Here is a 13034-nt window from a genome sequence, read left to right as displayed (position 1 = left end):
AATGAAGACTTTGAAAAACTGGACTTTGCACCAACGGCTGGACCACCACGTTGAGCTGATCGTAGACGGCCAGCACACCCTGTGTCTGTACGTGCTGGAAGAGAATATGTTCCGCGTGCTGCTAAAGCGGCACGGCCAGCTGGCGCTGGATCGCACCTGGAGTATCGCTCCCCAGCAGGACGTGCCTTGGGAAGGGCGCCCGCGCGAAGATTTGAGCGGCTTTAGCCTCCCCGCCTGGCAGCTCACGGAGCATAGCGATACCCTGAGCATCGCCACCGACCAGCTGCGCGTCACCGTCCACCAGCCGCTGTGGCTGGAATGGAGCTATCGCGATGAGGCCGGCGAGTGGCAGCCGCTGGTTAACGACCGCCCCACCAGCGCCTACCTGGCGAATGCGCACGGCGACGGCGTTGCCCACTACCTGAGCCGACGCAAAGACGAACGCTTCTACGGTCTGGGCGAAAAAGCCGGCGATCTGCAGCGTAACGGGAAGCGCTATGAGATGCGTAACCTCGACGCCATGGGCTATAACGCGGCGAGCACCGACCCGCTGTACAAACATATTCCGTTTACCATCGCGCAGCGTAGCGATGTCAGCTACGGTCTGTTTTACGACAACCTGAGCAGCTGCTGGCTGGATCTCGGCAACGAAATCGATAATTACCATACCGCCTATCGCCGCTGGCAGGCGGAAGCCGGCGACATCGATTACTATCTTTTTTCCGGCAAACGGGTACTGGATATCACCAAAGCATTCGTACGCCTGACCGGCAAAACGCTGTTCGGACCGAAATGGAGTCTCGGCTACAGCGGTTCGACGATGCACTACACCGACGCGCCGGATGCGCAAAACCAGCTGATGAACTTCATCCGCCTGTGTGATGAACACGCCATTCCGTGCGATTCGTTCCAGCTCTCTTCCGGCTATACCTCGATTGACGGCAAGCGCTACGTCTTTAACTGGAACAACGATAAGGTGCCGCAGCCGAAGGTGATGAGCCAGGCCTTCCACGATGCCGGACTGAAGCTCGCCGCCAATATTAAGCCCTGCCTGCTGCAGGACCATCCGCGCTATAACGAGGTCGCGGAGCGCGGGCTTTTTATCCGCGATTCACAGGCGGATGCTCCCGAGCGCTCCAGCTTCTGGGATGACGAAGGGTCGCACCTTGACTTTACCAACCCGCAGACCGTCGCCTGGTGGCAGGAAGGCGTGACAACCCAGCTGCTGGAGATGGGTATCGACTCCACGTGGAACGATAATAACGAGTATGAAGTCTGGGACGGCGAAGCCCGCTGTTACGGGTTTGGCGAGGAAATTGCCATTAAACATATTCGCCCGGTCATGCCGCTGCTGATGATGCGCGCGTCGCTGGAGGCTCAGCAGCGCTTTGCGCCGCACAAACGACCGTACCTGATCTCTCGCTCCGGCTGCGCCGGGATGCAGCGCTACGTCCAGACCTGGAGCGGCGATAACCGTACCAACTGGGATACGCTGCGCTATAACACCCGCATGGGGCTGGGAATGAGCCTCTCCGGGCTGTTCAATGTCGGCCACGATGTTGGCGGCTTCTCTGGCGATAAACCGGACCCGGAGCTGTTCGTACGCTGGGTACAAAACGGCGTTATGCATCCGCGCTTTACCATTCACTCGTGGAATGACGACCAGACGGTCAACGAAGCCTGGATGTACCCGGAAGTCACGCCGGCTATCCGTTCAGCCATTGAGCTGCGCTATCGTCTGCTGCCGTATCTCTATACGCTGCTGTGGCAGGCTCACGCCGACGATGAACCGATGCTGCGTCCGACCTTCCTCGATCACGAACACGATCCGCAGACGTTTGCCGAATGCGACGACTTCCTGCTGGGTCGCGATCTGCTGGTCGCCAGCGTCGTCGAACCCGGCGCGCGTCAGCGCCGCGTCTGGCTGCCGGCCAATCAGGACGGCTGGTACGACTTTGATAGCCACCAGTGGTTCGCGGGAGGCCAGTGGATCGTCCTTGATGCGCCGCTGGAAAAACTGCCGCTGCTGGTTCGCGCCGGAGCAGGCCTGCCGCTGAGCGAGCGTATCCGCCACGTCGATGCGCAAAAAGACGATTGCCGCGAGCTGAAACTCTTCCCGCTGAAGGGCGTGGGGACCCGTCGCGGCCTGCTGTTTGAAGATGATGGCGAAAGCTGGGGCTATCAGAATGGCCATGCGCTGTGGGTAGAGTGGGAAATGGTTTGCGATAGCGCCAGCATCAACCTGAAGGTGAACGCACGCGGCGATTATCGTCCGGCGTGGAAAGCGCTGAAGGTGTCGTTGCCGGCGGGGGAAAAACGCAGGCTGCTGGTGAACGGTGAAGAAAGGAGCGAGTGGCGGGTGTAGTGCGGATAAGGCGCAGCAGCGCCTTTGGGAAATTCAGCCACTCTGCGCTCTGCTCCCGGGGGCGGCGCTTAACGCGCCTTGCCCGGGCTACAGATTCATCGCCGTCTGTGGGCCGGTAGCCGGACAGATGCGCAGCATCGCCTCCGGGGAATTCAGCCACGCTGCGCTCTGCTCCCGGGGGCGGCGCTTAACGCGCCTTGCCCGGGCTACAGATTCATCGCCGTCTGCGGGCCGGTAGCCCGGACAGATGCGCAGCATCGCCTCCGGGGAATTCAGTCACTCTGCGAACTGCAAGGGGGGATTCTGCGCTCTGCTCCCGGGGGCGGCGCTTAACGCGCCTTGCCCGGGCTACAGGTTCACCGCCGTCTGCGGGCCGGTAGATACTGTGAACGCCTGCAACCATTTTTAGTTGCCGATACTTTCTCCGGCTCCCGGATGACAGGCACACCAACGACAGCACTCTCTGGTGCTGTCGTTTTTTCTCAGGGAACGTTGTTACGCTATCAACAGCTCATGCTGTGACGCATCGAACGCCTTTCCTGACTTCAGTACTCCATAAGCCACCTGCGCCAGCTTTCGCATCATCGCCCCTATGATGACTTTTGCCCGCTTTCCGCTCTCTTCCAGCCTTTTCCTGAACGCTTTTCCCCACGCCGTATGGTACAGCGCCGATAACGCTGGCATGTATAACGCCTTGCGCAGTTGAACCGGCCCCGCTTTGCTCATCCGGCTCGCCCGCATCACGCTGCTTCCCGACTCATGCTGCACCGGCGTCAGTCCTGCATACGCCGCGAACTGCCGCGCTGTACCGAACTTCAGCCTCAGGCCCGTATACGCCAGCAGAACAGCCGCTGTTTTCTCCCCGATGCCCGGGATACTGTTCAGCAGCTTCCGCCGTCGTTTCATATCCGGGTCGTTATCCGTCAGGTCTTTTATCTGTTTTTCGATACGTGCCAGCTCCGCGCTCAGACATCCCAGCAGGATGTCAATGCTGGCCAGCTGAACCTCCGGCGCGGTTTCTCGCCGGTTTTTCTCCTGCGTCTGCATCTCTGTCAGCGCCTGATGCCTTAACACCAGGGCTTTCAGTGCCCGCTCTGTCGGATGAGGGGCCTCCCAGGCTGACGGGCGTTTTTCCCGGCAGAAGTGAGCCAGCATACGGGCGTCCACTTTGTCAGTTTTACTGCGCAACCCCTCACTCTGTGCGAAAGCTTTACTGAGGGCGGGGTTGATGATGGACACGGTATACCCGGCATCACTCAGATGCGCGGCCGCGTCTTCCATGTAGGTGCTGGTGGACTCCATGCAGACATGGGCACGGTTCACGTCATGGCCGCGAAGCCAGCGGACCAGCGCTTCGTGTCCGGAGAGGGTATTGTCAAATTTTTTACAGCGATGCCGGCCATCAGGGCGAAGAATATCGACATCCAGTTTAGCTTTGGCGACATCAATACCGATGAAGTGGAGTTCATTTTCCATAGTGAAACCAACCTTGCAAATACGGGTTACCGGTGAAAGCCGGTCCATGATACTGTCCGGTTTATCACATGAGAAAGAACGGCGGTCCGGTGCAAAGGATCTACGGAACAGGCGCGAAAGCCTAAGCCCGGACACGGCATCCGGACCGCCATCAGAGAGAACTGGCCGGTTCTTTCTGACGGAGTAATCATACAAGCCCGGACAGATGCGCAGCATCGCCTCCGGGGAATTCAGCCACGCTGCGCTCTGCTCCCGGGGGCGGCGCTTAACGCGCCTTGCCCGGGCTACAGGTTCATCGCCGTCTGTGGGCCGGTAGCCCGGATAAGGCGCAGCAGCGCCGCAATCCGGGACAGACAACAGCAATATTATTCGATACCTTTGCTGCGCAGATAATCTTCGTAGTTACCGGTGAAGTCCACAACGCGCTCCGGCGTAATTTCAATCACTCGGGTCGCCAGCGAGCTCACAAACTCACGGTCGTGGGAAACAAAGATCAGGGTGCCCTGATACATCTCCAGCGCCATGTTCAGCGATTCGATCGATTCCATATCCAGGTGGTTGGTTGGTTCATCCATCACCAGGATATTCGGTTTTTGCATCATCAGCTTACCGAAAAGCATGCGGCCTTTTTCGCCACCGGAGAGCACTTTCGCCGGCTTCTTGATATCGTCCTGACTGAACAGCAGACGACCCAGGATGCTGCGCACCGCCTGCTCATCATCGCTTTCCTGTTTCCACTGGCTCATCCACTCGAATACCGTCAGATCGTTTTCAAACTCATATTCATGATCCTGCGCGTAGTAGCCAATCTGCGCGTTCTCAGACCATTTAACGGTACCGTTATCGGGCGTCAGATCGCCGACCAGGGTTTTCAGCATCGTGGATTTACCCACGCCGTTGGCGCCCAGAATGGCAAGCTTCTCCCCCACTTCCAGCAGCAGATTGACGTTTTTAAACAGCGGGCCGTTATCAAAGCCTTTCGCCAGCGCTTCCACTTCCAGGGCGTTACGGAACAGCTTCTTATCCTGCTCAAAGCGAATGAACGGGTTCTGACGGCTGGACGCTTTCACTTCGTCCAGCTTAATTTTGTCAATCTGACGGGCGCGCGAGGTCGCCTGGCGAGATTTAGAGGCGTTGGCGCTAAAGCGGCTGACGAATGATTGCAGATCGGCAATCTGCGCTTTTTTCTTGGCGTTGTCCGCCAGCAGACGTTCGCGCGCCTGGGTCGCCGCGGTCATGTACTCATCGTAGTTGCCCGGGTAAACGCGCAGCTCGCCGTAATCCAGATCCGCCATGTGGGTACAGACCATATTCAGGAAGTGACGGTCGTGCGAAATGATGATCATGGTGCTGTCGCGATCGTTGAGGGTCTGCTCCAGCCAGCGGATGGTGTCGATGTCCAGGTTGTTCGTCGGTTCATCAAGCAGCAGAATGTCCGGGTTAGAGAACAGCGCCTGCGCCAGCAGCACGCGCAGCTTCCAGCCGGGAGCGACTTCGCTCATCGGGCCGTAATGCTGTTCAACCGGGATGCCGACGCCGAGCAGCAGTTCGCCGGCGCGCGCTTCAGCGGAGTAACCGTCCATCTCGCCGTACAGCACTTCCAGGTCAGCCACTTTGTAGCCATCTTCTTCGCTCATCTCCGCCAGGGAGTAGATACGATCGCGCTCCTGCTTCACTTCCCACAGCTCGCCGTGGCCCATAATGACCGTATCCAGCACGCTGAACTCTTCAAACGCAAACTGATCCTGACGCAGCTTACCGATACGCTCGTTCGGATCGAGGGAGACGTTGCCCAGCGTCGGCTCAAGATCGCCGCCGAGGATCTTCATAAAGGTGGATTTGCCGCTACCGTTGGCGCCAATCAGGCCGTAACGGTTGCCGCCGCCAAATTTGACGGAAATATTTTCGAACAGCGGCTTACTGCCGAACTGCATGGTGACGTTGCTGGATACTAGCACGGGGTTATCCTGAAAATAGAGAATGAGAAGTGTGATGAACCAGACATTATGCCAGCAAATGCTTCACTTTTCACGGGGCGTTATAAAATCATCAATGACGCCTGTGTTAGGGTCATGTCATATTGCGCGGTTACACTGCTTAATGCGTAATTTTTTACCTTAATCTGGAAGGAACCTATGACCACACTCTCCCGCCATCCGGCTTTCTTATCGCTGCAGGGCGGTATCAACTTTCGTGACCTGGGCGGCCAGCGTACCGCCGACGGCCGTCGCGTGCGTACCGGGAAATTATTCCGCTCCGGCTCGCTGCATATGATGACGGCAGATGACCTCACCCATCTGGACGCGATCCCGCTTAGCCGAGTGATTGATTATCGCGATCCGGGCGAAGTGAATCGCAGCCCCGATAAGCTGAACGAAGCGGCTCACTACCTCAACGCCCCGGCGAATCCGCACGTTCGCGACGTCAACGCCAAAGTCACCGAGCTCAACGCCGCCACCCTGAACGCCCTTAACGGCGAGCAGTTTATGCTGGCGCTCTACCGCCAGCTGCCGTTCAATAACGCCGCTTATCGCCAGCTGGCCGGTTGGCTGATGGAGCCTTTCGACGGCGCGCTGCTGCAGCACTGCGCGGTGGGAAAAGACCGCACCGGCGTTGGCTGCGCGTTGACGCTGTTCGCCCTCGGCTGCGATCGTCATACGGTCATGGAGGAATATCTGCTCACCCAGGGCATGCTGACGCAGGTCGAAGATTACATGCTCCAGTCCCTCGGTAATGCGCTGACCCCCCGCGGCCGGCAGAACCTGGCGGAAATGATGACGGTGCATGAGTCCTACCTTGCCGCCGCACTTTCGCAAATCGACGAACGCTACGCCAGCGTCGATGCCTGGCTGGAGAAAGAGTATCAGCTCACGCCGCAGGCGCGAGAAGCGCTCCAGTCGCGGCTTCTGGAGGGGTAATCCCCTCCCGTTTTCAGGCTGCAGAGCCCGCGTTGACGGGCTACACTCAGGGTCACAGGAAAAAAATGTGATTTCGTACACATCTCATTTACCTGTTTGCCGGAAAGCACATATAATGCGCTCCCATCGACTTCCTGTTTAAACTGACAAAGGCCTGTGCGGCATTAACATCGCCCACGACATAAAGATTATGAAATTATCAACACTCTTCGCGGCAGCCTTCGCCATCGTGGGCTTTTGCAACACAGCTTCTGCTGTAACCTACCCTCTGCCCACCGACGGCAGCCGTCTGATTGGTCAGAACCAGGTGATCACCATTCCGGAAGGCAACAAGCAGCCGCTGGAATATTTCGCCGCTGAATACCAGATGGGTTTATCCAACATGCTGGAAGCCAACCCGGGCGTGGACACCTTCCTGCCGAAAGGCGGCACCGTGCTGAATATCCCGCAGCAGCTGATCCTGCCGGACACCGTGCATGAAGGTATCGTCATCAACAGCGCGGAAATGCGCCTCTACTACTATCCGAAAGGCACCAACACCGTCATCGTGCTGCCGATCGGCATCGGCCAGTTAGGCAAAGACACGCCGATCAACTGGGTGACGAAAGTTGAGCGTAAAAAAGCCGGTCCGACCTGGACGCCTACCGCCAAAATGCACGCTGAATATGCCGCAGCCGGTGAACCGCTGCCGGCCGTTGTTCCTGCCGGCCCTGATAACCCGATGGGCCTGTACGCGCTGTATATCGGCCGCCTGTACGCTATTCACGGTACCAACGCTAACTTCGGCATCGGCCTGCGCGTCAGCCACGGCTGCGTGCGTCTGCGTAACGACGATATCAAGTTCCTGTTTGAAAACGTGCCGGTCGGCACCCGCGTTGAGTTTATCGATGAGCCGGTAAAAGCCACTACCGAGCCTGACGGCAGCCGCTTCATTGAAGTTCACAACCCGCTGTCCACCACGGAAGAGCAGTTCCAGGGCGGCGAAATCGTGCCGATTAACCTGACCAAATCAGTACAGGCGATTACCAGCCAGAGTGACGTAGACCAGAGCGTGGTCGATCAGGCGATCCAGAACCGTTCCGGTATGCCAGTGCGTCTGAACTAAAAAGCATCGCGCAGAGTGGCGGGCCCGGTGCCCGCCATTTTTTTATCCGTTATTGACCAGAATAATTCCGCCGTGGTCGTAGCGATAGTGGCAATGGGCATACTCCAGCGGCGTACCATCCTCCAGATAGATCACCTGTTCCACCTCCAGCACCGGGTCGCTCGCTTCGCAGTTGAGATGTTCTCTGTCCAGCGCCTGCGGTTTCACCGCCCGCACCACCCGATACGATCCCATCATCTTCAGCCCCAGCGTCTCCTGCACGTAGCGAAATACCGAGCTTTCGAGATGCGTTTTATTCAGGCCAGGCACCAGCGCAACGGGCATCACGGTGAGGTCCAGCGACACGGGTTCCTCGTTGAGCAGCCGCAGGCGGACGAAATCATAGACCGGGGCATCGGCGTCAATCAGCAACGAGCTTTGCTCTTTTTCCGACGGAAAACGCAGCTCGAAGCGAATCACCCGGCTGGTCACTTCCCCTACATGCTCCCAGGTTTTGGTGGCGCCAAAATAGTCGCTGCCGGGCAGCTCCCACTGCGAAAGCTGGAGGAAGTTTTTGCGCACGAAGGTTCCCTGCCCCTTACGGGTGTAGATAAGGCCTTCGACAATCAGCTGGCGCATCGCCTGCTGGATGGTCATCCTGCTGGTGCTGAACTCCGCCGCTAAGGCGAACTGGTCGGGTAACGGCGCGCTGGCGGGATACTGCCGGCTGATAATACGTTTTTTGATTTCCCGCGCGATACTCAGATATTTGGCCGTCATTCCCGGATCCTTTTACGTGTCTGATAGTGGCTGGCGGGCAGAATATACCATCTGCCCGCGCGAGGCGCCGCTACATCTCTTCGCCGTGACTGCGGATGGCCCGCTTCAGCCAGGCATAGCTTTTCTTCGGGACGCGCTTAAGGTCCTTAAGGTCGTGGTTTTCACGGTTCACGTAGACAACCCCGTAGCGCTTGCGCATATCTCCCTGCGAACTGAGAATATCGATTAACCCCCAGCCCAGATAGCCAATCACCCGCGCGCCGTCCTCAAACATCGCCTCTTTCATGGCGTTGATATGGTCGCGATGATAGGCGATGCGGTAATCGTCAGCGACCGGATTTTCGCCGTCCCAGGACTCAATCACCCCGATGCCGTTTTCAATCGGGAATACCGGCAGACGCCAGTCGTTGTAGTAGCGGGTAATGATGGTGCGAAAGCCCAGCGGGTCAATCTGCCAGCCCCACTCGGTGGCCTGCAGAAAGTCATTCTTTTTATCGCCAAACCGCATGTAGTGGTTCACCGGCGTGCCCGGCGGGATCGGGTCGCTATCCAGCGCCTTGCTGGCGTAGTAGCTAAAGGCCAGATAGTCGATTTTAACCTGCGCCATCAGCGCCAGATCCTCTGCGCGGTAGATATCCGCAAAGCCTTCGCGGGCGACAACGTGCATGACCTCCGGGCTGTAGCCCTCTCCGGCGAAGGCGCGCAGCAGGTTCTGGTTTAAAAACTCATCGAGCTGCTGGGCGCAAAGGATATCGCGCGGTTTGCAGGTCGCCGGATAGACCAGCGCGTGGGCCAGCATGCCGCCCATCAGGCACTGCGGCTTCGCCTGGTGCAGATACTGCGTCAGGTGCACGTGGGCCATCATCACGTGGTGCTGGATCTGATACAGCTCGCGCAGGGTCTTCTCGCCGCGCATATAGCCTGAAATCAGAAACGCGTCCAGCATGTGGTAGAGGTTCTGTTCATTAAAGGTCAGCCACCACTTCACCTTGTCGCCAAAGCAGTCGATCATCTTCTGCCCGTAACGAATAAAGGCTTCCATCACCCGACGGTCGGTAAAACCGTTGTAGCGTTCAGCCAGCGACAGCGGCATATCGAAGTGATAGAGGCAGATCATCGGCTCAATGCCGCGGGCAAGCAGTTCATCGATAAACTGGTGATAAAAGGCGATACCTTCTTCATTGAACTCACCGTCGCCTTCCGGGCAAACGCGGCTCCAGGCAATCTGGAAGCGGTAGCAGTTCATGCCCAAATCCTGCATCAGGTCGAAGTCTTCCCGGTAGCGGTGGTACGAGTCGGTTGCCACCTTCCAGTCGGACGCAAATTCCGCCGGCTGGCGGATATCGTAAACCGACATCCCCTTCCCGCCCTCATTCCACGCCCCTTCGGTTTGCATACTGGAAACCGAGTTACCCCATAAAAAATCTGCCGGTAGTGTTCTGTTCATCGCTCGCACCTATGACTAGTCATATTAATTTCATGACTAGTCATATAAACGAAATTCTCCCGTCAGGCAAAGTCCAGGATCGCGTTTTGTGAGCGCAACGGATAAAAAAACCGGATCGCGAAACAGACGATCCGGCGTGCAAGAGAGGAAGTTACTGCTGGGCGAGCTGGTCGCGGCGGTATTCGCCCTGGCGCTCCAGCATCCAGCCCGGATACTCTCGCGGCAGCGCGCTGACCGCGTCAAGCCGCGCCAGTTCATCATCATTCAGGGCAATGCTGGTCGCCGCGAGGTTATCGGCGAGCTGCTCAGCGCGCTTCGCGCCAATAATCACGCTGCTTACCGCCGGCTGATGCAGCAGCCAGGCCAGCGCGATTTGCGCCACCGAAACACCCTTCGCATCGGCAATCTCGCGCATCACATCAATGCAGTCAAAAGCCCGCGCTTTATTCACCGGCGGGAAATCAAACTCCTGACGGCGGCCGCCGCTCGCCGAGTGCCCATCGCGATCGTACTTACCGCTGAGCAGCCCTCCCGCCAGCGGGCTCCAGACCATCAGGCCCAGGCCTTCGCTCTGCATCATCGGCACCAGCTCGCGCTCCAGATCCCGGCCGGCAAGAGTGTAGTAAGCCTGTAACGAGGCAAAACGCGCCAGCCCCAGACGTTCGGAAATGCCCAGCGCTTTGACTATCTGCCATGCCGCCCAGTTCGACACGCCGATATAGCGGACGTGGCCGTGCTGCACCAGGTTATCCAGCGCATACAGCGTCTCTTCGATCGGGGTCGCCGGATCGAAGCCATGGAGTTGATAGAGATCGATATGATCGAGCTGCAGGCGACGCAGGCTCTCCTTCACGCTGCCGATGATGTGATAGCGCGAACTGCCGCGCGAGTTCACGCCTGCGGTGCCGGTTTCGCCAAACACTTTGGTCGCCACGACGACGTTTTCACGCGGCACTTTCAGATTCTTCAGCGCCTGGCCGGTAATCTCTTCCGAGCGCCCTTCTGAATAGACGTCAGCGGTGTCGATGAAGTTGATGCCCGCATCCAGCGCGCTGCCCACCAGCTGCTCTGCCTCCGCCTGGCGCAGCTGCCCCACTTTCCCCCACAGGCCGCCTTCGCCGCCGAAGGTCATGGTGCCGAGGCACAGCTCAGAGACAAAAAGGCCGGTATGGCCCAGTTTTTGATAACGCATAGGACTCTCCTTCAATCAGGGTGATTCACCATCGTGAATAAAGTTATACCCCGGAAAAGGAGAGCGCGAATGTGGCGTTTCTGTCCGTTTCTTGCCCAATTCTCTGAAAATCAGAGCTGCAGCAATCCGTACCCTACCAGCGCGGCCCACAGCAGCATGGGCAGAGAGTAGATATGGAAACGCCACCAGATACGGCGATCGCCAGCCATGCGCAGCGCAATCAGGTTTGCCAGAGAGCCCGGCAGCAGGCCGAACCCGCCGACGTTTACCGCCCAGGCCAGCAGCACCGATGGTGGAACGTAATTGAGCAGCAAAATGGTCGCCGGGACGTTGCTGATAAACTGCGACAGGCCAATCGACGTCAGCCACAATTCGCCTGCCGAGAGCTGGCCGACGCCGTTAAGCGCATGCTGGAGAGCCGGTAGCTGGGTCAACAGGTAAACGTCAATAAACATCGCCATGAAGACCAGCAGCAGCGTCCAGTCGACGTGGATAATGACCGCCCGCGCCAGCAGCAAAAAACCCAGCGCGATCAGCGCCAGTCCCCACAGCTCCTGCTTCAGCTCTAAGGCGGTCAAAAAGACCCCATAGAACGCCAGGCAGCTCCAGACCAGCTTTGGCCGCCAGGAGGGCGCCCTGTCGCTACTCTGATAGTCGAGACGCTTCGCGGGGAAACAGAACCAGCACAGCGCCAGCAGGGTGAGCATCATCGCTGCCGCCAGCGGCAGCATCTGGCCGATAAAGGCCGGAAAGGAGAGGCCCGAGCGCCCCCAGAGAAGAATATTTTGCGGGTTACCGATGGGCGTTAACAACGACCCGGCGTTCACCGCCAGCGCTTCAAAAATGATGAGACGGCTTGTCGGGATGGCGCACCATTTTTTTAGAGTCAGCGTGAGCGGCACGACGATGAACAGCGCCACGTCGTTGGTTAAGAAGGTGGATAGCAGCGCGGCCGCCAGCACCATAAAGATGGCCAGCTGGCGCTCGGTCACAAAGCGGCGCGCCATTTTGCGACCTATTACGTCAAAATAGCCGCTCAGTTCAATACCTTTGGTCAGTAGCATCAGCCCGCTAAGGGTGATAATCGTATGCCAGTCAATGGCGTGTAGCCAGCCTGCAGGGGCAAACGGAACAAAAAAGCTTAAAACAACGCCGACGATCAGCAGCAGATGCAAAAAACGGTCGCGGATTAGCGACTGAACAAAGACGAGGTTCATTCTCCCGGTGACCCCTGCTTGAGGGTAAACTGTTTAAACATCGCCAGCGTCTCTTCGCTGACGTGGTGCTCCATGCCTTCGGCGTCGCGACGCGCAATTTCCGGGCTAACGCCGATCACCAGTAAAAAGTTTTCGACGATCTGGTGGCGTTCGCGGCTTTCATGCGCCAGCTTCTCACCTTCCGGGGTTAAAAAGATCCCCCGCCATGGGATCTGTTCGATCAGCCCGACGCTGGCCAGTCGTTTTAACATTTTCGCAACCGTTGGCTGCGACACCCCAAGACGCGCGGCCATGTCCACCTGACGGGCTTCCCCCACTTCCATAATCAGATCGGAGATCAGCTCCACGTAGTCATCAATCAGCTCCCGACGATGCGCCTCGCGCACCTGACGAAACCCCTCAACGTGTTCTTCGACATTCACTAGCTGCGTCACTTTTTTTGTTATTGGCTTACCTGCGCGACGGTTCATTGTGCTTCCTCATTCCTGTGACGCATCAAGCATCATATAAAAGGATCCCTATTGTAATGGATCGCGCACAGAGAACAAAAAATTA

10 protein-coding genes are annotated in these 13034 nt (G+C 57.9%); 3 read left to right on the top strand and 7 right to left on the bottom strand.

Features of this window, described 5'->3' with window-relative positions:
• Position 1 precedes the first annotated feature (1 nt).
• Positions 2 to 2365, top strand: coding sequence for a glycoside hydrolase family 31 protein (locus CDA56_RS22565; RefSeq protein WP_025108088.1), 2364 nt, complete (start codon positions 2 to 4; stop codon positions 2363 to 2365).
• 495 nt (positions 2366 to 2860) lie between these two features.
• Here the strand turns inward: CDA56_RS22565 and CDA56_RS22560 are convergent, their stop codons facing one another.
• Complete coding sequence (locus tag CDA56_RS22560; RefSeq protein ID WP_032747738.1) at positions 2861 to 3841, bottom strand: IS110 family RNA-guided transposase; 981 nt, start codon at positions 3839 to 3841, stop codon at positions 2861 to 2863.
• A 365-nt stretch (positions 3842 to 4206) separates the two neighbouring features.
• Complete coding sequence (locus tag CDA56_RS22555) at positions 4207 to 5799, bottom strand: ABC-F family ATPase (RefSeq protein ID WP_004849135.1); 1593 nt, start codon at positions 5797 to 5799, stop codon at positions 4207 to 4209.
• 177 nt (positions 5800 to 5976) lie between these two features.
• Between CDA56_RS22555 and CDA56_RS22550 the strand changes: the two genes are divergently transcribed.
• Both CDA56_RS22550 and ldtB read left to right on the top strand, forming a co-directional pair.
• Complete coding sequence (locus CDA56_RS22550; RefSeq protein ID WP_048261123.1) at positions 5977 to 6759, top strand: tyrosine-protein phosphatase; 783 nt, start codon at positions 5977 to 5979, stop codon at positions 6757 to 6759.
• A gap of 190 nt (positions 6760 to 6949) precedes the next feature.
• Entirely contained in the window at positions 6950 to 7864 is a 915-nt protein-coding gene (gene ldtB / locus CDA56_RS22545) for a L,D-transpeptidase (RefSeq protein WP_103814166.1), read from the top strand.
• A 42-nt stretch (positions 7865 to 7906) separates the two neighbouring features.
• Here the strand turns inward: ldtB and CDA56_RS22540 are convergent, their stop codons facing one another.
• The 5 genes from CDA56_RS22540 to mntR all read right to left on the bottom strand — a co-directional run bounded on the left by CDA56_RS22540 (position 7907) and on the right by mntR (position 12949).
• On the bottom strand, positions 7907 to 8623 hold the full coding sequence (locus CDA56_RS22540; RefSeq protein WP_025108090.1) for a GntR family transcriptional regulator: 717 nt from the start codon (positions 8621 to 8623) through the stop codon (positions 7907 to 7909).
• Positions 8624 to 8693: 70 nt separating this feature from the next.
• Positions 8694 to 10070 carry a glycoside hydrolase family 1 protein gene (locus tag CDA56_RS22535; RefSeq protein ID WP_103814164.1) on the bottom strand — a complete coding sequence of 459 codons (1377 nt, stop codon included), beginning with the start codon at positions 10068 to 10070 and terminating at the stop codon, positions 8694 to 8696.
• Positions 10071 to 10221: 151 nt separating this feature from the next.
• Complete coding sequence (locus CDA56_RS22530) at positions 10222 to 11262, bottom strand: aldo/keto reductase (protein WP_025108092.1); 1041 nt, start codon at positions 11260 to 11262, stop codon at positions 10222 to 10224.
• A 110-nt stretch (positions 11263 to 11372) separates the two neighbouring features.
• Positions 11373 to 12479 (bottom strand): anion transporter, encoded by a 1107-nt coding sequence (locus CDA56_RS22525; RefSeq protein ID WP_103814162.1) that lies wholly within the window; start codon positions 12477 to 12479, stop codon positions 11373 to 11375.
• Positions 12476 to 12949 carry a manganese-binding transcriptional regulator MntR gene (mntR, locus tag CDA56_RS22520; protein WP_014228517.1) on the bottom strand — a complete coding sequence of 158 codons (474 nt, stop codon included), beginning with the start codon at positions 12947 to 12949 and terminating at the stop codon, positions 12476 to 12478. Before mntR ends, CDA56_RS22525 begins: the two co-directional genes overlap by 4 nt.
• Between the last annotated feature and the right edge of the window lie 85 nt (positions 12950 to 13034).

The organism is Klebsiella michiganensis (genome assembly GCF_002925905.1).
GTDB lineage: Bacteria > Pseudomonadota > Gammaproteobacteria > Enterobacterales > Enterobacteriaceae > Klebsiella > Klebsiella michiganensis.
Note: the sequence above shows the minus strand (reverse complement) of the source record. Positions and strands in the feature narration are given on the sequence as shown.